22 protein-coding genes are annotated in these 26,006 nt (G+C 47.4%); 5 read left to right on the top strand and 17 right to left on the bottom strand.

The window, feature by feature from the left end:
- The first annotated feature begins 1 nt into the window (after nucleotide 1).
- The gene (locus ACXAGC_RS04240) at nucleotides 2-1,081 is read left to right on the top strand and encodes a GNAT family N-acetyltransferase (protein WP_474842686.1); all 1,080 of its coding nucleotides are present in this window, start codon (nucleotides 2-4) and stop codon (nucleotides 1,079-1,081) included.
- A gap of 11 nt (nucleotides 1,082-1,092) precedes the next feature.
- Here the strand turns inward: ACXAGC_RS04240 and ACXAGC_RS04235 are convergent, their stop codons facing one another.
- The 9 genes from ACXAGC_RS04235 to ACXAGC_RS04195 all read right to left on the bottom strand — a co-directional run bounded on the left by ACXAGC_RS04235 (nucleotide 1,093) and on the right by ACXAGC_RS04195 (nucleotide 11,722).
- Entirely contained in the window at nucleotides 1,093-2,211 is a 1,119-nt protein-coding gene (locus ACXAGC_RS04235; RefSeq protein ID WP_474842684.1) for a glycosyltransferase, read from the bottom strand.
- 3 nt (nucleotides 2,212-2,214) lie between these two features.
- Nucleotides 2,215-3,258, bottom strand: a complete 1,044-nt coding sequence (locus ACXAGC_RS04230) for a glycosyltransferase family 4 protein (protein ID WP_474842682.1) — start codon at nucleotides 3,256-3,258, stop codon at nucleotides 2,215-2,217.
- A 2-nt stretch (nucleotides 3,259-3,260) separates the two neighbouring features.
- Nucleotides 3,261-4,244 carry a polysaccharide deacetylase family protein gene (locus ACXAGC_RS04225; RefSeq protein WP_474842680.1) on the bottom strand — a complete coding sequence of 328 codons (984 nt, stop codon included), beginning with the start codon at nucleotides 4,242-4,244 and terminating at the stop codon, nucleotides 3,261-3,263.
- Nucleotide 4,245: 1 nt separating this feature from the next.
- Nucleotides 4,246-5,421, bottom strand: coding sequence for a hypothetical protein (locus ACXAGC_RS04220; RefSeq protein WP_474842678.1), 1,176 nt, complete (start codon nucleotides 5,419-5,421; stop codon nucleotides 4,246-4,248).
- Nucleotides 5,421-6,608, bottom strand: coding sequence for a glycosyltransferase family 2 protein (locus tag ACXAGC_RS04215; protein WP_474842676.1), 1,188 nt, complete (start codon nucleotides 6,606-6,608; stop codon nucleotides 5,421-5,423). Before ACXAGC_RS04215 ends, ACXAGC_RS04220 begins: the two co-directional genes overlap by 1 nt.
- Complete coding sequence (locus ACXAGC_RS04210) at nucleotides 6,608-7,108, bottom strand: serine O-acetyltransferase (protein WP_474842674.1); 501 nt, start codon at nucleotides 7,106-7,108, stop codon at nucleotides 6,608-6,610. The genes ACXAGC_RS04215 and ACXAGC_RS04210 overlap by 1 nt, the downstream gene beginning before the upstream one ends.
- An 82-nt stretch (nucleotides 7,109-7,190) precedes the next feature.
- Nucleotides 7,191-9,800: a tetratricopeptide repeat protein gene (locus ACXAGC_RS04205; protein WP_474842672.1), complete on the bottom strand. Its 2,610-nt coding sequence runs from the start codon at nucleotides 9,798-9,800 to the stop codon at nucleotides 7,191-7,193.
- Between the two features lie 151 nt (nucleotides 9,801-9,951).
- Nucleotides 9,952-10,707, bottom strand: coding sequence for a flocculation-associated PEP-CTERM protein PepA (gene pepA, locus ACXAGC_RS04200; RefSeq protein WP_474842670.1), 756 nt, complete (start codon nucleotides 10,705-10,707; stop codon nucleotides 9,952-9,954).
- 154 nt (nucleotides 10,708-10,861) lie between these two features.
- The gene (locus ACXAGC_RS04195) at nucleotides 10,862-11,722 is read right to left on the bottom strand and encodes a ThiF family adenylyltransferase (RefSeq protein ID WP_474842668.1); all 861 of its coding nucleotides are present in this window, start codon (nucleotides 11,720-11,722) and stop codon (nucleotides 10,862-10,864) included.
- 121 nt (nucleotides 11,723-11,843) lie between these two features.
- On the opposite strand from ACXAGC_RS04195, the gene ACXAGC_RS04190 reads away from it, so the two are divergent.
- On the top strand, nucleotides 11,844-12,629 hold the full coding sequence (locus ACXAGC_RS04190; RefSeq protein ID WP_474842666.1) for a S1 family peptidase: 786 nt from the start codon (nucleotides 11,844-11,846) through the stop codon (nucleotides 12,627-12,629).
- A 134-nt stretch (nucleotides 12,630-12,763) separates the two neighbouring features.
- Complete coding sequence (locus ACXAGC_RS04185; RefSeq protein ID WP_474842664.1) at nucleotides 12,764-13,780, top strand: NAD-dependent epimerase; 1,017 nt, start codon at nucleotides 12,764-12,766, stop codon at nucleotides 13,778-13,780.
- 23 nt (nucleotides 13,781-13,803) lie between these two features.
- On the opposite strand, the gene ACXAGC_RS04180 is transcribed toward ACXAGC_RS04185, so the two are convergent.
- The 4 genes from ACXAGC_RS04180 to ACXAGC_RS04165 all read right to left on the bottom strand — a co-directional run bounded on the left by ACXAGC_RS04180 (nucleotide 13,804) and on the right by ACXAGC_RS04165 (nucleotide 20,099).
- A complete protein-coding gene (locus ACXAGC_RS04180; RefSeq protein ID WP_474842662.1) occupies nucleotides 13,804-14,670 on the bottom strand; it encodes a PEP-CTERM/exosortase system-associated acyltransferase in 867 nt (288 codons plus the stop codon).
- A gap of 348 nt (nucleotides 14,671-15,018) precedes the next feature.
- On the bottom strand, nucleotides 15,019-17,193 hold the full coding sequence (locus tag ACXAGC_RS04175) for a malate synthase G (RefSeq protein ID WP_474842660.1): 2,175 nt from the start codon (nucleotides 17,191-17,193) through the stop codon (nucleotides 15,019-15,021).
- Between the two features lie 110 nt (nucleotides 17,194-17,303).
- A complete protein-coding gene (locus ACXAGC_RS04170; RefSeq protein ID WP_474842658.1) occupies nucleotides 17,304-18,251 on the bottom strand; it encodes a LysR family transcriptional regulator in 948 nt (315 codons plus the stop codon).
- Between the two features lie 252 nt (nucleotides 18,252-18,503).
- Nucleotides 18,504-20,099: an isocitrate lyase gene (locus tag ACXAGC_RS04165; protein ID WP_474842657.1), complete on the bottom strand. Its 1,596-nt coding sequence runs from the start codon at nucleotides 20,097-20,099 to the stop codon at nucleotides 18,504-18,506.
- A 263-nt stretch (nucleotides 20,100-20,362) separates the two neighbouring features.
- On the opposite strand from ACXAGC_RS04165, the gene ACXAGC_RS04160 reads away from it, so the two are divergent.
- Nucleotides 20,363-21,322, top strand: a complete 960-nt coding sequence (locus tag ACXAGC_RS04160; protein ID WP_474842655.1) for a chemotaxis protein CheV — start codon at nucleotides 20,363-20,365, stop codon at nucleotides 21,320-21,322.
- Nucleotides 21,323-21,440: 118 nt separating this feature from the next.
- Nucleotides 21,441-22,784, top strand: a complete 1,344-nt coding sequence (locus ACXAGC_RS04155) for an alkaline phosphatase (protein ID WP_474842653.1) — start codon at nucleotides 21,441-21,443, stop codon at nucleotides 22,782-22,784.
- A 138-nt stretch (nucleotides 22,785-22,922) separates the two neighbouring features.
- Here the strand turns inward: ACXAGC_RS04155 and ACXAGC_RS04150 are convergent, their stop codons facing one another.
- The 4 genes from ACXAGC_RS04150 to ACXAGC_RS04135 are packed head-to-tail and all read right to left on the bottom strand — an operon-like array spanning nucleotide 22,923 to nucleotide 25,998.
- Nucleotides 22,923-23,627 carry a VC0807 family protein gene (locus tag ACXAGC_RS04150; RefSeq protein ID WP_119502038.1) on the bottom strand — a complete coding sequence of 235 codons (705 nt, stop codon included), beginning with the start codon at nucleotides 23,625-23,627 and terminating at the stop codon, nucleotides 22,923-22,925.
- Between the two features lie 47 nt (nucleotides 23,628-23,674).
- The gene (locus tag ACXAGC_RS04145) at nucleotides 23,675-24,214 is read right to left on the bottom strand and encodes a rhomboid family intramembrane serine protease (protein WP_474842651.1); all 540 of its coding nucleotides are present in this window, start codon (nucleotides 24,212-24,214) and stop codon (nucleotides 23,675-23,677) included.
- Between the two features lie 4 nt (nucleotides 24,215-24,218).
- The gene (locus ACXAGC_RS04140; protein ID WP_474842649.1) at nucleotides 24,219-25,382 is read right to left on the bottom strand and encodes a glutathionylspermidine synthase family protein; all 1,164 of its coding nucleotides are present in this window, start codon (nucleotides 25,380-25,382) and stop codon (nucleotides 24,219-24,221) included.
- A 4-nt stretch (nucleotides 25,383-25,386) separates the two neighbouring features.
- A complete protein-coding gene (locus ACXAGC_RS04135; RefSeq protein WP_474842647.1) occupies nucleotides 25,387-25,998 on the bottom strand; it encodes a DUF1190 family protein in 612 nt (203 codons plus the stop codon).
- Nucleotides 25,999-26,006 lie beyond the last annotated feature (8 nt).

Here is a 26,006-nt window from a genome sequence, read left to right as displayed (position 1 = left end):
TATGCAACTGCGCGTTATTGATACACCGGAGGAGGCTTTCAACGTAAAGCCACTCTGGCAGGATTTGTATCAGCGGGCAGAGAATGCACATATTTTCCTCAGTCCTGCGTGGAATCTCACCTGGCTCGACACTTACCGGCACCTGATATCACGGTTACAGTTCCTTTGTGTTTTCCATAGCAATGGTCAAATGATCGCTGTTCTGCCTTTGTATGAACGTAAAGGCGAGCCCTTCCGTTTACGTTTTAACGGCACCGGTGAGCCTGAAGAAAGCGAAGTATTCAGTGAATATCACGATGTGCTGGTATGCAAAGAGCATGTTGATACTGTCACTGCTATTCTTATCGAAGCCATCAAATCAACCGGCAAAGGGCTGGTGCTTAATAACGTAAAACATGATGCATTGTTGTTGCGGTTAGCCGACGAAGCTTATCCGCCGTCCCTGGTTGAGAATACAGTGGCACAGAAACGTTACTTCATGACCCTTGAAGATGACGGTTTAGCCGGAACAAAGCTCAAAAAGAAGGCGAAGCGCTACTATAACCTGTTTACCCGTTTAGGTGGTCAACTGCATATATGCAGCGATCCGGCGTCGCTGGATGCGTTCTATTCTGTGCTCACAGATTTACACCGGTTGCGCTGGGAAGGGGAGCAGCAAAACACCATTTTTGATGATGTATATTTCAACCGCTTTCATCAGTCTCTGGCTGGGCAACTGCTGAAGCAGGGTACTTTACTGCTGGCTTATGCCGAAGTCGGCGGAAAGCCTGTGAGTGCATTTTACGGCATGAAGTCCGGTAATTCTGTTCACTTTTATCAGGGCGGTATTGATAGCGGATTCAGCCCGAATATATCTCCCGGCACCCTTATCCATTATTTAATGGCAGAATATGCCGCAGGGCAGGGGATGACGGAATATGACTTTCTTAGCAGCGGTGTGAAACAGAGCTATAAACAGTCGCTGACGGAGTTTTCTGAACCTGTTTACAGTATGACAGCTTATGCATCAGGATGGCAGAAGCTGGTAATAAAGGCTTTGGCATTCGCCTCCGGCGTTGCCCGTAAAGCCGGATTGCGTTAACACAATCCAACTCACCGTATTGAAAGCGCGCTGAGGAAGCCCTGCGCGCAATTTTCCCATGTGTACTCTGACACTGAATGACGCAAGGCAGCGTTATCCCAGTCTTTCTCCAGCGCTTTTTGCATAGCATCAGCCAGCGTTGAAGCATTGAGCTCCTGCACCAGGATGCCGTTTTCTCCGTCACGGACAATTTCAGGGATCCCGCCTACTGCGGTGGCAACAGGTGGCACGCCTGCCGCCAGGGATTCCATGATGACATTAGGCACCCCTTCACGGTAACTTGGCAATACGAGGGCTCTGGCTTTCGCCAGAAGAGCCGGAATATCATCATGCAGAACAGCGCCATGAAAAGTAACGATATCGTCAAGGTTATTGCTGCTGATTTGTGCTTTAAGCTTATCGCTCTCGGGCCCTTTACCGACAATATCAAGGGTAAAATCAAGACCTCTGGCTTTCAGTAGGGCTGCGGCACCGGCCAGTTCATACACCCCTTTTGTCGTCAGCAGGTTGCCTATAAACAGGAACGACTTGCTGTGGGTTGTGGCATCACTCAAGGCGAATTTATCGAAGCTGACGCCGTTGTAAACCACATTGCAGCGGGTAGACGCCGTAGCCAGAGGAACGATTTTCCCGGCAAGATCACGACTGACCGTTATCACTTCATCTGCAAGGTCAAAAGCACGCAACATCTGTTTTTGTCTGGCTGAGTGCCGGAAGTGATAATTGATATCTGTTCCCACGCAATGAATGGCGACTTTACGATTTCCCCATTTTTTGAACAGGCTGGCGATGACGCCTTCAGGATATGCCCAACTGGCAACGATATGTTTTGCCCTTATCAGTCTGATGAGGGGAAATACACACAAGAGCATGGACAGGAACAGGGTCAATGCATAGGTACGCCGTCCAAAGCCGGGCAGAAAGAAAAAAGGGAACAGAGTGGCTTCTGAGTTTTTCAGATTTCCTTTCAGAAGCTGCCGGAACCACACAGGAGCCGGCACCGGTGTCAGTACATCCACATCGCAGTGCATTCTTAACGCTGATACGATTTGCTTATTATAAGCGGCCCGCGCAGGCTCCCAGGGAAGAGGGTACAGGTTGGTAAAATAAACAATGTGTTCTTTCTGCATGGATTAACTGACTGCGTTCAAATAAGTTCGGGATACCTGCTCTATAGAATAGGATTCTTCCACGAGTTGTTTACCGTTTCTGGCGAGCATTTGCCATTGTTCAGGACTGGAGGCCATGGTTTTCATGACTTCGCTGAGAGCGGCTGTGTCGTCTTTACTGAAAAGGCAAAAATGATAGCGTTTATCGAGGTTCGGTATTTCACCTACCGGCGTTGAAATGGCAGGCTTTCCTCTTGCCAGCGCTTCAATAAGGGCCATCGGAAGCCCTTCAGTGGTTGAATTGATCACCAGACAATCCACATGCCGGTATATCTCATCTTCATCAAGAACATTTCCATGCAGCACAACACGATGTTGTAAATTGTGTTTTGCCACAGCAGCTTCCACCGCCGGCCTTTCCGGTCCGTCACCAAATAAATGTAATTCAGATTGCGGTATATCAGCCTGTGCAAATGCGTTGACCACTTTATCAATTTGCTTCAGGGGAACCATCCGGGCAACGCAAGCAAACTTAAACGGTGTAGCAGGTGCGGTAATGTCGCCCTTGCTTAACAACACCCCATTAGGAATAACGTCTGTTCTGGCCGGTTCCCAGCTATAGCGCTGTTTTACGCTTAGTTTAACTTTCTCTGATACAGCGAAGTCTTTATTAATATAAAGCGCTGCAATCCAGTGACTGAGGCGCATACCCTTTTGATCCGGTGAGTCTTCACCGTGATGGGTGTACAAGACTTTTTTACCCATAAGAAAAGGGAAAACAGGCATAAAGGCGCGGATCACAGCCGGAGAGTGAATATGTATCACATCGAATCCTTTCAGGATCCTGACCGTTCTGACCAGTCTGCGGATAATGCTCTCGTTATTATTAATGACGCGGATCCCACGGCTTTCCAGCACTGACTGAAAAGGCTCTGCCGGTTTGCCAAAACTCAGTGCTGCCACTTTATAACCAAGAGCGTGTTGACACGTTAATAAATTAACCGCGCACTTTTCTGCGCCGCCAACCTGAAGGCTGCTCACGCAATGAAGGATTCTGGGGTTTGTCATGGCTATATCCGCTTTGCGTAGGTCAGCATTTTCTTAAGTGCTTCGTCATCCATCATATATTCGATGGGGAAACGACAGAGGTCATAGCGGTTCTTTGCCAGATTTACATTGACGCCGGGATGAAAGTTGAAGGCAATCTCATACCCGTTATCTTTAAGCGCCTCAATTACGCAATCGTTGTAGGTGTTCTTGCTGCCAACGGGATAACTGAATGCTTTTACCGGTTTTCCCAGTTTTTCTTCCAGAATCGCTTTAGAGTGGCTGAGCTCAAACAGCATCTGATCGTCACTGAGTTTGGCGAGTATGTCATGACTGTGAGAATGGGCTCCGATATCCATACCATTATTACTTAACGTAATGACATCGTCCCAGGACATAAACTCTGCATCCGGATAGGGGGACGGCATACCGACAAAATCTTCCAGCTCTTTAATTTGTTCGCCAATAGGGGCAGCGCAGCGCTTAATCTGATTCAGAATTAACCGGATAAAGATTTGCGGGTTAGTTTTAAACTCAACCGTCTCTTCCCAGCCGGGTAATTTGATTTTTTGAATATGTGAGCGCTGAATAAGATACGCGACCTTATCCCACCAGGGGAGTTCGTTGTTTTCAATGAGCCCGGTAGCAATAAAGAATACAGCAGGAATATTCAGCGACTTCAGAATAGGGTAAGCCAGCTCAAAATTGTCTTTGTAGCCGTCATCAAAAGTAACCAGTAAGTAACGTTTGTCCGGTTTCGGACTGGTTGATATTAACTGGTTTAATTCCGCCAGGCTGATGATTGTGAAACACTCCTGTAAAAAGCGCAGGTGTTTATGCAGGTTCTCAGCGGAGCAGGAGTATACATTCGGATCGAGTTTGCTGGTCGTCATATCGCCGATACGGTGTAAGTTAAGTACATATACACCGTCCGGCAGGTGTTTCCAGCGAAAAGCTGAAACACCTATCATAGACTCAAGCTTGGATTGTATCCGTTTCGCGAGCACGTTAAATCCTTTTAAATGCAGGCTTCTTCAATATAAAGTCACGGTAGTCGTTCGGGTCGCCTTGCTTCCCGGCTTCCGCCGCTTTAGCAATATTATACATTTCTCGGGCGCTGACATAGTGCAGCTTATATTTTTCACCGTCATTATACTTTTCATTCAGGTGACGGTGCATTATTTCAACCGGTTCGCCCAGCAGGGCGCCCATGTCTGTGTCCTGGGCTCCGTGGGTATGGATCTTAATGAAAATCCATTCAGGACGGCCTTCAACGTGGATATGCTTATCCACCCAGTTATCTACTCTGCCAGGAGTCGGACGACAGTTGTCCCTGATATCCGCACGTTCAATTTTAGGTAAAATACCGAACTTGAAGGCTTCTTTGTTAAAGCCCATCGGGCCTTGCATGATAAGCAGATCGCCCCAGGCCTCACCACCGGTCTTCATCAGCTTTCCGGAATTATAAGACTTAGGCTTAGCCGGATCGTCCTTCGCGTAGTGGAAGCAGTTGGTCAGTGCGGGCTGTGTAGCGTCCGGCGACGGGAAAGTCATATCCACATAACAGCCGGTTTCTTTCAGTACAATGAGTTCATCATTCACACCACACCAGTGACCATGGGGATGAGAGTTATCCAGCGCCCAGTTGCCATGAATAAATGCATAGACAGGTTTGCCGGTTACCGGATCGGTTGCCAGTGCGCCATGTTTCTCATGCAGCGTTTGCGCGAAGTTTGATAACACGGTGCGCAGGTTGTCACTGGTATCATCTTCATGGTGAAGGTGAATTTCGATTTCACCAAATCCGCGGGCACATAAGTCTGAAAGCTTGTTCAGATGCTCTTCCCGGTATTCTTCTTCCGGAAAGAAGAAAGAGTGTTTAGGGTGGTAACCATCGGCGTCGGTAAATTTGGACGCCATAACAGGGTAGTCCTGCATCCAGCGGTCAACCCGGGCACGCTCCAGTTCAATGTTATCCTTATTCAGCCATTGGGGTTCGTAGTGGTCTACGAAACAAAACATCACGTGGGTTGTACCTTTGACTTCCGGCTTAGACGAGAAGAATGCATTTTTCCAGTATCCCAGGATCCAGGTCTGCATATCTTTTTGATAAATCAGCGCGGTACCTAAACCGGCAGCAATTAATATCAGAACAATGAGAGCGAGAACAATATAGGTGATCATTAGCGTGCCGTACTTTTCCAGGTTGCAGACTGTTTAGAAGTTAAAAATCGGATGAAGCCCTGGCCGAGGGAAATATTCATAGAAACAAAAAAGGTGACCAGTTTAATTATGCTGGCTAACTTGCCTTTCTTATCATCATTTAATGTCAGGCCATAATAATAAGTAAAATAAAAAAGTACCTGGCCGGCAAACAGCACACCGTACAGAGGACTTGTGAATGCCAGCAGCGCACCGCTTACCAATGCGACAAGCATAAAATGCGGCACAAACCAGCGTAAGATTTTGTGACTGATATAACTGAAGCACCGGGTGCCAGCTAACGGGTTCAGTGCCCAGGTCAGGCGCATCATCGCCTGGTAATTGCCTGCGCCAATTCTGATGCGACGTCCGGCCTCTTCTTCAAGGTTAGGCGCAATCTCTTCCGTTGCCCGCGCTTCAGGGTTATAGGTCAGTTTATAGCCCTGTCTGGCAATACCCATAAACACGCAGAAATCATCAATGATAGTATTTTCCGGTAACGGCTCATACAGTGCTGTCCGGATAGCATAAATAGCGCCATTCGCTCCGAGCATGGCATTAATACGGGACTCATGAAACTTCAGTACCTGCTCGTATTGCCAGTATAAACTGTCTTTATTTTTTCCGGAAAAGGCATCTACAAGTTCCAGTTCTCCGCATACACCGCCAACTGGCTCCTCACGGAAGTCCGCGACCAGCTTTCTGACAGCATCGGGTTGAAAAAACGTATTCGCATCAGAGAAAACTGTGACAGGTGTCGATACCCGTGTCATCAAATCGTTCAGCACATTGATCTTTCCGCGGTTTTGCTCAAAAACAACGGTTTCCAGACAGGGAGCAGAGAATGATGTCAGAATATCATTGGTGCCGTCTGTGCTGCCGTCCGAACCTATGAGGATCCGTAACTTGTCCGTCGGGTAATCCAGTTCCAGAAGGTTCTCAATACGCGCCTTTATGCACTTCTCTTCGTTAAATGCAGCGATGACGATAGTGACGTCAGGTAAATCGGCTTCACGCTTTCTGCGGCCCTGTTTACTAAGCACAAAACGGGTGTCTTTAATTGCCTGATGAAAACTGCTGACAGCAAGTAATATCACAGGATAAATCAGGTAGGTATAAAGAATGGCGACTACACTTAGCCAGAAAATGAATTCCATGGTTGTACTCATCAACGGGGCTTCGCAGGAATGCCCAGCGCAGTGCAGCCGGAAGGGATGTCTTTTACCACCACAGCATTAGCGCCAATTTTCACATTATCGCCGATGGTTACCCCACCGATAATTTTTGCGCCGGTACCGATGAATACGTCGTTGCCGATAACCGGTGACTGACCTTTTTCATCGCCAATCACTACGCCACTTTCGATAACAACACGGTCACCGGTTTTGACCTTGCTGTTAATGACTACACCCACGGGGTGCATGATGACAAGGCCACGGCCAAACTCAGCTTTCACGCCAATGACACAGCCGTTGATCCACTTATTCAACATTTGAAGCAACAGACCTGCAGGACTTAAAATACCGTGGCGACAGCGGTGGGACATTCTGAACAGCAGTGTTGCACTGGTCCCGTCGGTTAACAATAACCGGGGCAAAGATAAATGCGCACCGTCATCAGCAAACACTGCCTGTTTATATCGCAGATCACTTTTTACTTTATCAAACACTAACTTTAAAACCTTTACTGTAACAACAGAAATAACGTTCGCCGGCACGAAGCTTACCCGCCGGCGCATTTAATACAATGATTTACTTCGATTTGATCGCTTCTTCGATACGTTTTTTTGTATCCAGAAGCGATTTATTACTGGGCCGTAAGTTCAGTGCTTTCATAATCCATTGATAGGCATCACTGTATCGCTTCTCTTCATAGAGTAACCAGGCGATATTGTTCATGGCCTGCCAGTTCTTTGGTTGGGCACTGACTAGTTGCTCGTAGAAGCTGATTGCTGCCTGCTTATCGGTTTTAGCCAGCTCACTGACATACAACAAATCGGCTTCATCATATCCCTGTGATATATCGGCAGCCTTTTTCAGAACTGCGAGTGCCTCTTCATCCTGCCCGCTATTTTTTAATGCTTTATAAAGTAGCTGCGCTGACTTAGGTGTTTTAAGTTTATCGAACGCTTCCTGCAGGGCAGGAATGGCGGCAGAAAAGTTTTCGTTGCCTGCTTGTGCCCGGCCTGTGATCTCCATCGCTCTGGCGCTGTTAGCAAACTCCGGCGGTAAACCTGCAATAATAGCCATGGCTTCGTCATAACGCTTCTCATTCACCAGAATATGGCTTTTCAGTAACTGTAACTGAGGCGCCCCAGCCACACCTTCAGGCATATTTTTAATTGCCCTTAATGCGGCCTTGCTACCTTCAGCCTGCATCATGGCTTCAGCATAGGCTTCAAAAACCTGAATAGTTGCAAAACCGGACTTTATGGAGTTTCGCAGTACATCCAGAGCTGCCAGAGGCTGGCCCATCGACATATAAGACTGGGAGAGTAAAAAATCCACCTTGGGTTGTTCACCGAAACCAAAAATAGAACTGCGGGACAGTGATACCACTTCCTTGTAGTCCTGTTTAAGGAAAGCCGCAAACAATGTGCTGAAAGCACTGGTTTTGCTATTTTGCGCTAAAATATTGTCAATCGTTTTGAAGGTCGCTTTTTTATCAGGCAGTGCCTGAGCAGACACATAGGCGCCGGTTAAAGCAATCTGATCATTCGGCTGTTCTTTCAGTACCCGGCTATAGGCTTTCAGGGCTGCTTCTGCCTCACCATTTCTGAATGCTTTTTCTGCAAAATACTTTGCCGCTTCAATGTTAGCAGGTTCAATAGTACGCACTTTAGTATACAAGGCCTCAAGTGCATCTGTGTTACCGGTATATGATTCAAATTGGGCAGAAATCAGATAGTTTTCGGCATTGTCCGGCTCGGCTTCAATCCATTCATTGATAATTGAACGGGCCTCTTCTTCATCCCCGTTAGTAGCCTTCATGGCGACCAGGAACAACTTAGATTGCGTACTGTTACCTTCCGCTGCATCTTTTACGATTTGTTGCGATGACGTTTCCAGTAAATCTTCGCCGTCACTGTCACCCACAGACAGCTTCAGCAGGCCGAGTTGCTGTTGCTGCACCGGATTTTGAAAAGCATCATTTTTGACATTGGAAAGGATTTCGGCGGCTTTATTTCTTTCACCGGAGAAGATAAGCGCTGAAGCCGCTTTTGTCGCCAGTCGGGTATTGCTGGTAACAAGTGACGGATACTTCTTATATAAAGAATAACTGTCCAGCGTATCACCGGCAGATAATTTTGCTGCAATATACATTTGCAGGCCCGGATGATTGGGGGGGAATTTATCGACGACCTTTTCCAGGTAGGAAAGTGCCTGCTCGTAGTTCCCGATCTGGAAATGTGAGATCCCTGCGATATACACGGATGTCATATTCACCATATTCTGGTTCAGTGAAATATCTATGTGTCTGGCGGCACTTTCAAAATCGTGCTCAGACAGGGCAATAATTGCCATTTGCTGATTCGCCAGCGGTTGGTCAGCAGATAATGAAAGCACTTTCTCTACATAAGTTTGTGCCTTTTTGAACTCTTTCGCTTTTATGTAAGCTTCTGCAATATTCAGATTAAGCTGGGCAAAGAAAGGCTTAAGTGCCAGCAAAGCTTCGTAGTTCTCAGCTGCTTCTTTAAACTGACCTGATGCCTGGAGAATTTCCGCAGTCAGTGACCGGATCATCCAGTCATCCGGGTATTTTTCTGATAGTGCCGATAAGACAGTTATGTCGCCGGGGTTATCCGAAAGCAAGTACCCGTTGATTATTAAAGCATAGTCGTCAATTTTGCTTTTTATTGCCGGCGTTGCGTTTTCTTTAGCCAACTCCCCGGCGACTTTCAGGTGTTCTTCAGCCTGTTCCTGCGATCTTGAGCGACCCGATATTACGGCAGCAATCAGTTCTGCAGAAATACGCTGCCCGTTGTTCAGTTGCCCCTTAAATTCTTCAAAGGTAACTTCGAAAATATCCAGATCAGCCATGGAATACAGGGATAAAAAATACTCATCCGCAAAATCGTTAATATCACCGCGTTGAGTGAGTACCTTGTCGAAGGTCGTAATGGCGCTGACCATATCACCAATATCGAAATAGACCTTAGCTAATTCAATACGGGGGCGGACATCAGTGGGGGATTGCTGTACGGCGGCTTTTAAATGAACAATAGCTTGCTTGTAATTGTCTTCACTAAGTGCATCTTCTGCTTTATTTAATCGTTCTTCTACAGTCATTTGAGAACAGGCGGTGGTGAGCAGCGTTGCGGTGACAAAAGCGGCAATTCGGGTTCGTTTCAATATATCCATACTATACAGCACATCCGGGATTTAAAAATGAGTGAATACTTTACGGGGTATCGTCTGAAAAGAAAAGTATGCAAACGTATCAGGGGTTTTTAAATTGAAGACACAAAAAAAGGCGACAATCGTCGCCTTTTTCAAGAGTGTAAAAACAATCTTATTTGTTTTTACGACGTGCAGTTGCACCCAGACCCATCAGGCCAAGAGCAAGAACAGCTACGGTTGAAGGCTCTGGAACTGATACAGGTGCTGCTGTAAATACTGCAGAAACGTCACCAGTAATCTCTTCCAGGTTATCCAAACTGTCGTAATCGCCGTTTACTGTCAGGTACGAGTAGAATGGAACAGGAGTTACAAAGTAGTCCAGGCCATCTGCTTCCAAAGTGAAATCAGTGAAATCGAAGTTATAGTTACCGGTACCAGCTGCGAAATCGTAATTTCCATATGCGTTAGTAACATCTCCAGCAGTAGCCAGCAATAAATCGTCGCTAGAATTGATTGTTGTACCAAGTAATAAGTCATCTGACTCAGTATCACGATTTACGTCAAGATAAAGAGACAGGCTTGCTGAGTTTGCCGCAAAAGACGTACCTGAAGTGCTAGTACCTTCTGCAGTCAGGATCGCATAGATACGATAGCCAAAGTTAAGGTAGCTGTCTGTACCGTCTACTAGATCAGTACCTTCATCAGAGAAAAGAGAAGTCATTGATGCAAATGCACCAGTGCTAAAATTACCTGAACCATCAAAAACTAATTCTTCAACGTAACCACCGTTGAACTTATCAGCTTCTACTACGGTACCGCCATAAGGGGTCGCGTCAATTTCAAAATCCATGAACTCAGCTGAGCTTGTGAAAGAAGCTAACAAACCAGCAGTCAATGCGAAAGATTTTACAACTTTATTAAATTTCATAACCATCTCCATATTAAATTCGTTCGGCTGTTAGGCCTCGCTGATAATAAAGCATGTGGTGTGCCAACTTTTTATCCTTATGAATTTATTAGGTTTTTTATTTTTATTGCCTGTCTTTAAAAACTGCGTGTAAAAATCCCTGACACAAACTTTATTATTTTCCGCTAACTACTTTCTCAGCGATTTTGAACTTCAATTTTTGTAGCCAGCCACGGTTACCAAACGGACACCAGGTCTTACTGAGCTTATTCTTGTATGCATCGAAATGCAGGCCATAAGGTGCACACAACACTTTGCCTCTTCCCAGCAGGATCTTCAGCGCATAGGTCTCTGCAATACCAGCACATAAGTTTACCGCCATGGCTGTTGAGGGGCCGCGCTGCTCGTGGAAATCTACAGCATCCTGATCAACAAGATAGTTACGCTGGAGCATTGCCGGTGACAAGCCAATCAGAAACTGGATTAATTGTCCTTCTTCTGTTTGCTTGTCATTAAAGCGGAAATATTCTTCATAGGTCATTTTGCCGGGCATAAAGCAAAGCAGGGCTGCGCCCATGCCAAGCGGTGCCGCTGTCACAACGGGTATACCTTTCTCATAGCAACGGCTGAAAACCAGTTTCCTGGCTGCCAGAGCGAAGAAATCGAGACTGTCTATATAAAGGTCGACGCCATGAAGAAATTGATCAACATTCGTTTCATCGATTCCGGCAGGAAAGCTGCCAATCTCTATTTCCGGATTAATATCCTTCAACATAGCAGACATGACTTCAATCTTGTTCTGATCTTTTGTCGACACAAAAGCGCCGGACTGGCGGTTAATATTGTGTATATCGAACTGGTCAAAATCAGAGATGTTAATTTTTCCGACACCCAGTCTGGCAAGTGTCAGACTATGCAGTCCGCCAACACCGCCACAACCTGCAATTGCCACCCGTTTTGTGCGCAGTGAAGCTTGTTCATCATGCGTTACCCAGCCAATATTTCTGGAAAACGCCACATCATAGTTAAAATCCATACGCTATCCGGTTATCCTGCGCGAAGCAGTTTGTCATGAACCTTTATAGGGTAAGCTAATATCGTGACATGTAAAATGCTATCATCAGAAAAAAGCCGGATTACCTGATAGGGACATTAGAATGAATATAATAAGAGTGCTGTTCGTCAGCATGACAATTGTGCTGACTTCACTTCCTCTTTGTCATACTGCTTTTGCAGAAGCATTGCCTGAGGTCGTAAAAAAGGTGAAGCCTTCCGTGGTGGGGGTGGGCTTTTATGCGCCGCTGGCCACCGTCAGCCATCAATTAAAAGGGACTGGTTTCGTTGTCGGAAATGGAAAATATGTAGTGACCAACCATCATGTGATCACAGCATTTCCTACAGAAGAAAATGTAAAATTTAACCAGGTCGTGTTCGTACCCGAAGGCCGTAAGATGGGAATTGCGCGGGTAAAACAAGTTTATAAAGATGAAGAGCATGATCTGGCCATCCTGGAAATGGCCCATGAATTACCACCTGTCAGTCTGCTATCAGCAACAGATGTGGTTGAAGATGGTACTGCAATCGCAATGACCGGTTTTCCCATTGGCGCCGTATTAGGATTGTACCCGGCCACACACAGAGGCATTGTTGCCGCGTATACGCCTAACGTGATCTCGGCTTCGAATAGTGCTCAATTGTCGCAAGCTTATCTGGACAGCTTACGCAACCCTTTCATGGTATATCAACTTGATATTACCGCTTACCCCGGCAACAGCGGCAGCCCCGTGTATGAAGCGGCTACCGGAGAGGTGTTAGGGGTAATCAATAAAGTGTTCGTTAAGAAAACAAAAGAGTCGGCAATTACTTCGCCCAGCGGTATCACTTATGCCATTCCGGTGAAGCATGTTTACGCACTGGCTGAGAAGCACGGGATAACGTTGTAAGCAAAGGTGCTTATTTTTATTAAGATGTAAAAAGCGGAGTCATTCTTGCTTGTGGTCATGGTGACAAGTAGTCGCTTTAGAAGTTTGATTGAGTATCTTGCTCATCATGCAGCATTTATTTCAGGGAGCACGATATGAAAGTGTTAGTAACCGGAGCCGCTGGCTTTATCGGATCATTTGTTGCCGCGCAATTAACGGAGCGTGGCGATGAAGTCGTAGGGATCGATAATCTGAATGATTATTATGAAGTGTCATTAAAGGAAGCCCGGCTTGAAAGGGTATCGTCTTTACCTTCCGGCCATCTTTTTACGTTTATTAAAATGGGCGTTGAAGATCGTGCTGCGATGGAGGCCCTCTTTGCAGAACACAAATTTGATAAGGTGGTTCACTTAGCTGCCCAGGCAGGAGTGCGTTATTCGCTGGAAAATCCTCATGCTTATATTGATGCGAATATTGTCGGCTTTATGAATGTGCTCGAAGGTTGCAGACATAATCAGGTTAAACACCTGGTTTACGCTTCATCCAGCTCTGTTTACGGTGCCAATGAAAGCATGCCTTTCGCCGTCGAAGATAACGTGGATCATCCGGTATCTCTGTATGCAGCCAGTAAAAAAGCCAATGAGCTGATGGCCCACACCTACAGTCATTTGTACGGGTTGCCGACCACAGGACTGCGGTTCTTTACCGTTTATGGTCCCTGGGGACGTCCTGATATGGCGCTGTTCCTGTTTACCAAAGCGATTCTGGAAGACAAACCTATTAAAGTGTTTAACTACGGCAACCATCGCCGTGACTTTACTTACATCGATGATATTGTGGAAGGTGTCATCGCCACGCTGGACAACGATGCAAAAACGGATGAATCCTGGTCCGGTAAGTCACCAAATCCGGGCTCAAGTAAAGCACCGTGGAAAGTTTATAATATTGGCGCTCAGACGCCGGTACACCTGCTGACTTATATCGAAACTCTCGAGAAGGCGTTAGGAAAGGAAGCAGAAAAAGAAATGCTGCCAATGCAAAAAGGTGATGTGCCTGATACCTACGCTGATGTAGAAGCACTGGTTAAAGATACTGGTTATCGTCCGTCAACAGACATTGATACCGGTATTGCAAAATTTGTGGAATGGTACAGAGGGTTCTACAACGTATAACCCGTGAGCGGAGCGGCAGGGGATCAGTCTTTGATAAACTGCCGCAAATATTCTTCTCGTTCTTCCGGCATCCCCGGAATTTGTTCCCGTAAACTGAGCCGGATCTCATTAAGCATAGAAGCAAAACCCGGCTTCAGACTCCCCTCAAGTAACGGGCGGTTGATGTAATAAGGCGCCCGTTTCCCGTGATAGTCCACTACCGGTCCTATCTGCTGAAATTTAATGCCTACATAACCCATACTTCTTGCAAGTCGGGGCTCCATCATCACATAGGCGTGCTTCACACCGAACTCCAGCGCCGAGGCGGCAGCAGCAAAATATAAACCTACAGCAATAAAAGGAAAACAGCGTAATTCCGTTTCCGAGTAGGTGACCGGGTTGATAGCACCGGTTGCTGAACCGTCGAAGTCATCTGAACGACGTCGCCGGAAGTATTTTGGCACGGCAAGTCTGGATATTTCGCACACCTCGTGGCGTTTAAAATTATCCGGACTCAAATCGTTCCGGGTGATAGAGGAGCGGCAATACTTTTCAATGGGTAATAGCTGATCATCCTGTAATGGTCTGACTGCACGCACAGTGCCGGCCATTTGCTGAGTGCCGATATGGCGAATCATGCAGTGTCTTGAGTAAGCATCAAATTCGTCAGTTTCCAGACCTGACTCTTTCACCGGCTCAAACGCAAGCTCGTCACAATAGACGTTATGCCTGATTTTGTAGACAGACTCTCTCAGAGCATCATCCACTGCCAGAACGGGTTCCAGATACGTACTGAAGTGTGAGGAAATATAGTTAGCTTCCCTGAGCTGCTGATAGCCGGAAAACATCTTTCCTACGCTGGTACGGCGGAACTTTTTATTGATTGTGTCAAATATCGAACGCTTAGCCATAATGGTTTTAACTTCTCACTGCTGCTGACGTCACAATACACCAATGATAGTGCAACGTGACAGCTTAAAAGTGCTGTGTTAGATATCGCTATTGATACTATAGAACAAATTTTGATAGTTGAGCGTTTATCATAAGAAAATCCTTAACAGCCAGCAGAGGCAGGGGATACAGAGGAATAAAGCGTTGCCGGGTAGCTGTTTGACACCGGTAAACAGATATCTGACTGTATACGTGCCGCGCCGTAAGTTGCTCCTGAGTCGGTTTCGCAGGTTTAATGCTTCAGGCAGGACGCACAAAGAAAAAGCCACGGTTGTGGCTTTTTCTGTTCAGGTACTGAAAGTAAAAAATTACTTTGCCGCCAGCGCGGCTTTCATGTCTTTTCTGCGCTGGTGAAGCAGGGGCTCTGTGTAACCGTTTGGCTGACTTACGCCATCGAAAATCAATTCTTTCGCAGCTTTGAAACCAATGGCGTTGTCGAGATCCGGTGACATCGGGATGTAATCGCTGTCGCCGGCATTTTGTTCATCAACCAGCACTGCCATGCGGGCAAGGGATTCGTTAACCTGCTCCGGCGTAATGATGTTATGTACCAGCCAGTTGGCCAGGTGCTGGGAAGAAATCCTCAAGGTCGCGCGGTCCTCCATCAGACCAACATTATTGATGTCAGGCACTTTTGAACAACCAATCCCCTGATGAACCCAGCGCACCACGTATCCCAGAATGCCCTGTACGTTATTATCTACTTCACGCTGAATAGCTTCTGCAGACAAAGACGAGTCTTCAGGCATCAAAGGGATCGTAAGAATATCCGCAATACCGTTATAGTGCTGTTCTTGCATACCGGACTGCAGGGCGAATACATCGACCTCATGGTAATGCAGACTGTGCAACGTGGCAGCCGTGGGAGAGGGGACCCAGGCGGTATTGGCACCGGCCTTCGGATGGCCTATTTTCGCTTCCATCATATTTGCCATCTGATCCGGAATAGGCCACATGCCTTTACCAATCTGTGCGCGGCCGGAAAGCTGACAAGACAGGCCCGTTTGTACATTGGCTTTTTCATAGGCAGCAATCCAGGGCATGGTTTTCAATGCGCCTTTTGCTGCGAATGGCCCTGCCTGCATAGAGGTGTGAATTTCATCACCCGTACGGTCGAGGAAACCGGTATTGATGAAAGCGACACGTGATGAGGCTGCGCCGATGCAGGCTTTCAGATTGATACTGGTGCGGCGCTCTTCATCCATAATACCCATTTTCAGCGTATCCCGGTCGAGGCCCAGCATGGCTTCAACACGGCTGAACAGGCTCTCAGCGAAGGCGACTTCCTCAGGGCCATGCATTTTAGGTTTAACTATATAAATGCTGCCTTCACGGGAGTTACGGAATTTACCATTGGCCAGTAAATCATGTTTAGCAATGAGGGATGTGATCACACCGTCCATCAAGCCTTCAAAGACCGGTTCACCGTCCAGCAAAATCGCATCATTTCGCATGAGGTGACCAACATTGCGTACAAACATGAGGCTGCGGCCGGCCAGTGACAGCTTGCCTGTGCCATCTGCTGTGGTGTATTCACGGTCAGACTGCATAGCACGGACAATCTTTTTGCCGCCTTTTTCCATGGTCAGCGACAGATCGCCTTTCATAAGACCTAACCAGTTTGAATACACCAGTGTTTTATCTTCAGCGTCTACGGCTGCTACAGAATCTTCGCAGTCCATGATTGTTGTCAGCGCTGCTTCAAGCAGCACATCTTTCACCCCGGCAGGGTCAGCTTTACCCACCGGGCTTGCGGCATCAATCTGGATTTCAAAATGTAAGCCGTTATGAACAAACAGCAGTGTGTCCGGCGCATCTGCATCGCCAGTGTAGCCAAGGAACTGCTCACTGGTTTGCAGAGTGGTATGGCCGCTTTTCAGGGAAACGGTAAGCGCACCGTCTGTGATGCCGTAGCCGGTTACATCTTTATGGGATGCATCAGCAAGCGGCAGCAGGGTGTCCATTAATCGTTTTGCTTCAGTGATTACTTTAGCGCCCCGTACAGGATTATAGGTTGTTCCGGCTTCTGCACCGCCGTCATCGCTGATCACGTCTGTGCCATACAGCGCGTCATACAGACTTCCCCAGCGGGCATTCGCAGCGTTCAGTGCATAGCGGGCATTATTGATAGGCACAACCAGTTGCGGGCCTGCCATGGTGGCAATCTCAGCATCTACATTGGACGTCGTGGCAGTGACATTGTCCGGCTCATTCTCCAGATATCCGATTTCCCGCAGAAAGTTCAGATAGTCGTCGCCGGAAGCGGGCTTGCCGCTTTTGTGATAAGCGTCAATTAAGGTTTGGAAATGATCCCGCTTATCCAGCAGAGCCTGATTAAGCGGTGTGAGGTCTGCAAGCAGGGATTCGAAATTCGCCCAGAAAGTGTCTTTATCGACATTAGCGCCGGGCATTGCCTGTTCATTGATGAATGTGTCCAGAACCTCAGCAACCTGAAGTCGTCCGTGTTGAATATACCCTTTCATAATGACCTCTACTCTTTAATGAGTTGTTAGTGTAGAGGTTTCCGGACACTATTTTTAATTTATGGTTTGTATTGCTGTCATAATATTGGTGAATGTTCGCGGCAGACGATTTACAGATTACTCATCTCAGATGCCAGCTCACCAATTAAACGGCGCAGCCAGATATGGCCTGCATCATGATGCAGCAAGGCACTCCACGCCATTTTCAACGCAATTGGCGGAATATCGAAAGGAGGATCTTTCACTACAACTTCCGGATCGTCTTTAAACAGTCGCGCCGCTTTGCCCGGTAATGTGGCCACCAGATTTTGAGTTTTAGCTATTTGCAGTGCTGCGTGATAGTGGCGGGTAAACACTCTGATCGCCCGCTGTTTTCCCAGTTTAGTTAATTCAGCATCTACCCAGCCAAGTTTTTGCACTTCATTGGGATCAATACCTACGCCCACACCGAAGCCGGTTTTACTTACCCAGATATGCTGGGCGCTTAAATAACTGTCCAGATCCCATTTCTGGTTTACCAGCGGATGGGATGCGCTGAGCACACAGCTGAAGCTGTCATACCAGATGACTTTCTGGTGAAAGGAAAGAGGCAGTTCGTCGAAGCGGTTTATCGCCATGTCGACTTTACCCTGTTCCACATCGTGGAATGTCACGTCACTCGGCGTGATTAAATCCAGGGTGATATTCGGGGCAATCTTGCTCAAACGGCCGACCAGCTCAAGCAATAAAGTGCTTTCCGCATAATCACTGGTCATGATCCGGAATGTACGGTTGCTGGTAGCCGGATCAAAATCGGTTTCCGGCTGAATGGAGCTTTCCAGTTTACTGAGTACATCGCGGATGACCGGCTGGAGCTCAAGGGCACGTTTAGTCGGTGTCATGCCTTCGCTGGTTCTCACCAGCAACGGATCTTTAAATAAATCTCTTAACCGTTTTAAACCGTTACTCATGGCCGGCTGGGTGATGCTGAGCTGATTAGCGGCGCGGGTAACACTGCCTTCTCTGAGCAAAACATCCAGATAAACCAGAAGATTCAAATCTACTTTGGCTATATTCATGCTCTCAATGCTCCAAATTAGGATTATTATCTGTTGCTATTATAAGCGTCTGGTCCTGATAAGTAAGATAGACTATTAGTCGCAGATTGTTACTGCTTTATTCGCCTGTTGTACTGATACTTTCGACCTGGTTTGACAGCCAGTGTACCCCGGATTTTAAACGGGTGTTTTATTTTTGTGGCTGTGAAATGAATAAAACCGGTGAATATAAAAAAGGCTCCCGAAGGAGCCAGAGGTTAGGAACCTGTGTGTTTATACATCAAACTGGTTCATGGTGTTGTCGTCGCCTGAAGCTTTCAGTGCGCCTTCACCTGAGAAGTACTCTTTATGGGTGTCACCCAGGTCAGAACCGGCCATTGCCTGGTGCTTAACGCACGCCAGACCCTGACGAATTTCTTTACGCTGAACACCTTTAACGTAAGCCAGCATACCTTCGTCACCGAAGTAACCTTGCGCCAGGTTGTCAGTAGACAGTGCCGCAGTGTGGTAAGTAGGCAGTGTGATCAGGTGGTGGAAGATACCCGCTTCACGTGACGCATCACGCTGGAAGGTCTGGATCTTCGCATCAGCATCTGCAGCCAGTTCGCTGTCGTCATATTCTGCAGACATCAGTTTCGCACGGTCGTAAGCAGATACGTCTTTGCCTTCTTCCTGCCATGCATCGAATACCTGCTGACGGAAGTTCAGTGTCCAGTTGAAAGACGGTGAGTTGTTGTAAACCAGTTTCGCATTCGGGATAACTTCACGAATCGCGTCAACCATGTCACCAATCTGACGTACGTGAGGCTTCTCAGTTTCAATCCACAGCAGGTCAGCGCCGTGTTGCAGAGAAGTGATACAGTCAAGAACAACACGGTCGAAACCAGTATTTGCTTTGAACTTGAACAGACCATTAGGCAGACGAACAGGCTTAACCAGTTTGCCGTCTTGCTTAATCACCAGGTCGCCATCAGACAGGTCATCTGCACCGGATACTTCAGTAGTGTCCAGGAATGCATTGTACTGAGAAGCCAGGTCGCCGGGGGCGGTAGATACAGGGATTTTCTGCGTCAGGCCAGCGCCTAATGAGTCAGTACGGGCAACAATTACACCGTCGTCTACGCCCAGCTCTAAGAATGCGTAACGAACAGCGTTGATTTTCGCCAGGAAGTCTTCATGAGGAACAGTAACTTTACCGTCCTGGTGACCACACTGCTTAGCATCAGATACCTGGTTTTCAATCTGAATACAGCAAGCACCCGCTTCAATCATTTTCTTCGCTAACAGGTAAGTGGCTTCTTCGTTACCGAAACCGGCATCGATGTCAGCAATGATTGGTACTACGTGGGTTTCAAAGTTGTCGATTTGCGCCTGGATTGCTGCAACATCACCACCGTTTGCTTTCGCTGCGTCCAACTGCTTGAATAAATCACCCAGTTCGCGGGCATCAGCCTGACGCAGGAAAGTGTAAAGCTCTTCAATCAGCATAGGAACGGTGGTTTTTTCGTGCATAGACTGGTCAGGCAGTGGGCCGAACTCAGAACGCAGGGCTGCAACCATCCAGCCGGAGAGGTACAGATAACGTTTGTTAGTCGTGCCGTGGTGTTTCTTAACAGCCAACATTTTTTGTTGACCTACGAAGCCGTGCCAGCAACCTAAAGATTGGGTATAGCTTGCACTGTCGGCATCATACTCTTCCATATCTTTGCGCATGATAGCGGCAGTGTACTTCGCAATGTCCAGACCAGTTTTGAAACGGTTCTGTGCTTTCATGCGTGCGGCGTACTCTGGGTTAATACCTTCCCAGCTTCCTTTCTGCGCGGCTTTAAGCGTAGCAATAGTATCGATATCTTGCTGATATTGCGACATAGAGGTCTCTCCCGAATTAACTCAAATATGTTGTTTAGGCGATTACGCTGCACTGCGCTCTCGTTAGCTCACATTCATCCTAGTGCCGCAATTCGAATAACGTAAATATATAATTGTCATTCCCGTCATAATATCTGTGAATGAATGTTGTTGGGCTTCCAGAAAGGTTACGGCGTTGGTTTCATTTTTTGAGTCTAATTGCTTAAAGCATTATCTTTATTTTCCCCCTATCATTACTCTAATTAACATAATTCGGGGGGAGTATGAGCAGTATTCTTAGTACCGTCGATCAACGGACTAATCTGGTGGGGGAGAACCGCCTCGAACTACTGATGTTCAGGTTGGGGACCCGTCATGCGTTTGCCATTAACGTGTTTAAGGTTAAAGAAGTCATCGGTGTTCCGAAGATGAATACTATGCCGGGATCTCACGGCAATTTGTGTGGTGTGACACTTTACAGAGGGAATCCGATTCCTGTCATTGATCTGCGTAGCGCCATTCGTATGAAAAATAGTGGCGATACGAATTACGCTAATAACGTCATCATCACAGAATATAACCGCTCCGTTCAGGGATTTCTGATTGGTGATGTATTAAGCATCGTTAATACATCCTGGCAAAATATTCAGCCGCCGCCGCTGACTATCGGTAAATCAAATTACCTTACTGCCATCAGTCAGATTGAAATCGACGGCAAGAACGAACTGGTAGAAATCATTGATGTAGAAAAAGTGCTGGCTGAGATCATCGACTACGACATTTCTATTTCTGACGGCGTGCTTGATGAGCAGGTTGTCAGTGCTATGCAAGGCCGTCAGGTGCTGATTGTGGATGATTCCGCTACTGCACGTAAACAAATTAAAGACACGCTTGCTCAGATAGGATTGTCCTGCCTTGAATGCCACAATGGTGCAGAAGCCCTGGCGTTACTCAAATCATGGGCAGATGAAGGAAAGCGGCCGTCTGACCTTATCTTATTAATGTTTACTGATGCTGAGATGCCGGAAATGGACGGATACCGCTTAACTGCAGAAGTGCGCGGTGATGAGAGAATGAGTGATTTATTTGTTGCCCTGAACACGTCCTTAAGTGGCAGCTTTAATGAGGCCATGGTGGAAAAGGTTGGTTGCAACCGGTTTATCTCTAAATTTCAGCCGGATATGTTAGTTGACGTGGCGCAGCAACGCATGTGCGAACTCCTGACCAGTCAGTCAACGGCTTAGCGTTAAATCGATGAAATTACAGCCTTTCGTGAATTTTTGATGACTCACGGCTTTGGGTTTGGCGCTTGTCCTGATGTGATTTACACTTAGCCACAGTTTTTTTCCTGTGGATACGACGATGCTAAAAAAAATAAGCGTGTGCTCTCTGGTAGGGCTCACCCTGGCGCAAGGCTGCGCGCAACTCGATAATGCCGGTCATGCGGCACAGAATTCATCAGCACAGCAACAGCCCCGAAATATCATCATGGTAGTGGCCGACGGCATGGGGCCGGCTTACACCACGGCTTACCGCAACTTTGCTGATAACCCTGAAACACCTGACATCGAAGATGTCGTGTTTGACCACATGCTTACCGGCAACGCCTCTACGCATCCGGCGCCGGTTTCCGGGTATGTTACCGACTCTGCGGCTGCGGCTACAGCGTTGGCGACAGGCGTAAAATCGTATAATGGTGCTATTGGGGTGGATGCCAACAAGCAACCTGTTGAGTCGGTTCTGCAAAGAGCAAAGCAGCTCGGTCTGCGCACCGGTGTTGCGGTTACATCGCAAATCAATCATGCAACGCCCGCTTCTTATCTGGCGCACAATGAAAGTCGTAAGAATTACAACGCCATCGCTGACAGCTTTTTTGACGACCGTATTAATGACGGATTTGTCGCCGATGTCATGCTGGGGGGCGGTACCTCTTATTTCGCCCGTAATGACAGAGATCTCACCGCTTTATTTGCAGATAACGGCTATCAATATGTTGATGACTATGACCAGTTAGCTACATTGCCTGCCGGCACTGACGTGCTGGGACTATTTGCACCGGTGGGATTGCCGGCTGCGCTGGATGACAGTAACCCGCACCGCCTGTCTTTTCTGACTAAAAATGCGATTAAGCATCTTGAGGATCCGGAAGGATTTTTCCTTCTGGTAGAAGCGAGTCAAGTAGACTGGGCAGGACATGCCAATGATATCGGTTCTGCGATGGCGGAAATGGATGATCTGGCTGTTACCATGGAATACCTGCAAAATTATGTAGAAACACACCCTGATACACTGGTTGTGCTTACCGCTGATCACAGTACCGGCGGTTTGACAATTGGCGCAGACGGTATTTACGAGTGGCATCCTGAGTACCTGCGTAACATGAAGGCTTCGGTTTCATCCATTGCTGTCAACATGGTCAGTGAAGCCTCTCCGGCTGCGTATGCTGAAGCGCAACTGGGATTCACTTTTGAAAACGATGACAGTGCACTGGTAGACAGTATCGCGGCACTGCCTGACTTTGAAGCCCGCGAAACAGCGTTGAAAGCATTCCTTGATAAGAAGACGAATACCGGCTGGACCACTGGTGGCCACACTGGTGTTGATGTGGAAGTATTTGCATTCGGTGCCGGAGCAGACGCTTTTGCCGGTCAGTTAGATAACACTGACATTGCAAAGCAATTCTTCCGCTTCCTGAACAACCGCTGAGCTGAATGACAGGCGTACTGTGATAATTTTCACAGTACGCTTTGATTCATTTACCGGCTTATGCGAAACACGCCTGCCACCCCGGCAAGGCAAAAAAATAGCCGCAAATTGCGGCTATTTTTTAATAATTGTTTAAATCTACTGATTCAGAAAGTTGTCCAGGTCTTCACCGGTAATTTTGCCAATCTGAGAAAACAGATACCACAATGCAGTCACCAGCAAAATCATGCTCGGGATAACGATAACCGGATAGCTCAGCATCGTCATCCGGCCCAGTTCTTCGGTGTAGGCAGTGGTGCCGGGTTCACTGACCAGAATCATCTTCGCCAGCACATAATTTAATACTGAGGAAAGAAAAAAGGAGCTTGCAACAATGTAAGAGCTGATAGCAATTTTACGTTTGAATTCTGCCTGTTTTCCTTTCTCATCCAGCGCGCGGTTTAAATTTTCCCAGTTAATGATCTGGTCGTTCAGGATGAGCATTTTAACCAGTGGCTTTTTACCAAACTGAGTCACCAGAACTGCAATACCGATAAGCGCCGGAATGGTGGCTTCTTTAATTGCAATATATTCTGCGGGCAGTTTCAATAAACTGATACCGCCGGTAAGGATAACGCTGACAATCCCGAGAACGGAAAAACCATTCACTTTACCGGACTGCTTTAAATCCCAGATGCCGTAAACAATTGGAAAGGCGAGGGCAGCAACGATGCTCCAGGCCGGCCCCAGGTATTCGTCTCCGCTGCCGTAAGACATGATTAAAACAGGGATAACAATGTTGAACGCAAGGTTGCCGAAGAAGCCCTGGTTTTGCTGATTTTTGGTTTCTGTGGTGCCGGACATATTTATTTCGTTGTACTACGGATTGAAGGCCAGTATACGGGAATCAATTACTTCACCCAAGCCCGTGCTGCGATGAGACCGCCAATAAATCCGAATAAATGATACTCGAAAGAAATAAATGCCTTTGTTGGCAGAATGCCAAACAACATACCGCCATACATAATGGCAACCAGCACAGAAATCACCAGGTAAGGGACTTTTCTGCTCATGAAGCCTGCCAGCAATAAAAAGCCAAAGTAACCATACACCATGCCACTGGCACCGATATGGATTGCTGAGCGGCCGAATATCCATACGCCGAGACCGCCGGTGAGAAGAATGGTCAGGGTAGTCAGCCAGAATGTGCGGTTTCCCCACTGCATTGTTAACCACATAAACAGCATCAGTGGCACAATATTCGTGATCAGATGGCTGGCCGATCCGTGTAAAAACGGCGCAGTAAAAATGTAGGGCAGGTAAGGCAGTGCTCTGGGAATAATACCAAATTGATTCAGGCTGTTTCCGGTGAGGAGGTTCAGCGCTTCAATGAGAATGAGTACGCCGGCAATAATGGCAAGAAAGCGAAGCTGCTTTTTAAGTTGTGGCATAGGTTTACGCAATAATGTGTGGCAGATAACGGGATAAATCCTGAGTGATCTCACTGCTGTCTTCCCGTACAGACAAACCGGCAGGCATATCGTCTACCAGCCAGCTACCGATCAGTGTGTAATTTTCAGCAAACCGGGGCAGGGCAGTAAACGCCTGGAACACTACGCCTTCCTCTCCATACGGACCGTCGGAGAGTTTGGTTTGCTTACCATTTTCAATCAGGCTGATATTTGCCCCTTCTCTTGAGAACAGCGGTTTTTGAATCCATTTGCCGGTTTCAAGGCCCGGCGCATTATCGGGGAAGTAGGCAGGCAACAGATTGGGATGGCCCGGAAACATTTCCCATAAAAGGGGTAACAGAGCCTTATTGGACAAAATGGCTTTCCATGGCGGTTCTATCCAGTTTGTACCGGCACCTGACAAGGCATCACCGAAACTTTCCCTCAGCATGAATTCCCAGGGATAGAGCTTGAAGCATTCAGTGACGGGATTATCTTTTAAATCCGTAAACGCGCCGGTATCGGCAAGGCCTATGTCTTCAATGTATAGAAACTCTGATTGCAGATCTGCTGCCTGAGCACAATCCTGCAAATATTGTACGGTACCTCTGTCTTCATCGGTGTCCCGGCAACAGGCGAAATGCATGTGACGGATGCGGTAGTAAGCTGCGATTTCTCCAAACCGGTGAACTAACTTTTCCTGCAAGGAATTAAACTGATCGGCATGACGGGGTAAATTTCCCCGGTCCACCTGCTGTTCAAGCCATAACCATTGCCAGAAGCCGGATTCATACAAAGACGTGGGTGTATCTGCATTGTTTTCCAGCAACTTAGCCGGACTTTTACCGTCATAGACTAAATCCAGCCGGGAATAGAGTGAGGGGGCGTTGTCCTGCCAGGACCGGAGAATGAATTCACGGTGAAGGGCGGGGATCTGAAAGCGGTCCAGCCACTCTTCGTCACGGATGACCTTATCTACTGCTGCCAGACACATCTGATGCAATTCAGCGGTAGGGTCTTCTATATCCTGCTCAATTTGTTTCAGTGAAAACTGATAATAAGCAGATTCATCCCAATACGGCTCGCCGTACATGGTATGGAAATGAAAGCCGTACTCAGCGGCCTGCTGCTTCCAGTCAGGCCGCTCTCTGAGCGGAATACGAAGCACGGGATCAGCTGCCCCAGCTTCCGGAACGGCTGCTGCTACCCCAGCTTGATTTGGCTCTCACAGAGCTGCCGAAACCACCGCGGCTGACAGTACGGGTAACGGTGGGCTTAGGTTTATAAACAGACGGACTGACTTTGTAGTTGCGTTTGCGGATATCACCGTCAAACACATAGCCATCTGCAGTCACCCATTTTGAGCGGAACGGCGAATACGGGGAATAAGAGGTATAAATGGGTTGTGAATAGTAAGGGCGGGGGGAGAGCAACTGGCTGACCATAAACCCTGCCATGAACGGCATGAAGAAACTGCCACCTGAATTATTAACTTCACGGCACTGATTCGGACCGAATTCATACTCGCAGTCATATTCGGAATTAAAACGGGGACTGGTACGGGACGCTTCATCGAGGGCAGTCTGGTAAGCTGCATCACAGCGTTCTGCTGCGTCAGGATAATCCGTTTTACAATCTTCCAGTGAGGTATAAATCTGTGCATCCTGACGGTCGTCTGCACAACCGGTTGCCATAATACCGGCAATCCCTACAGCCAGAGGCTTTAGTGCAAACCCTTTGCGCATTTTGCGCAAATCTATGTAACGACTTCTTTTCCGGGTCATATCTGTCT

The sequence above is a fragment of the Alteromonas sp. AWJ4_197 genome (assembly GCF_056160285.1).
The sequence above is the reverse complement of the archived record's forward strand: the minus strand, read 5'-3'. Positions and strand labels throughout refer to the sequence as shown.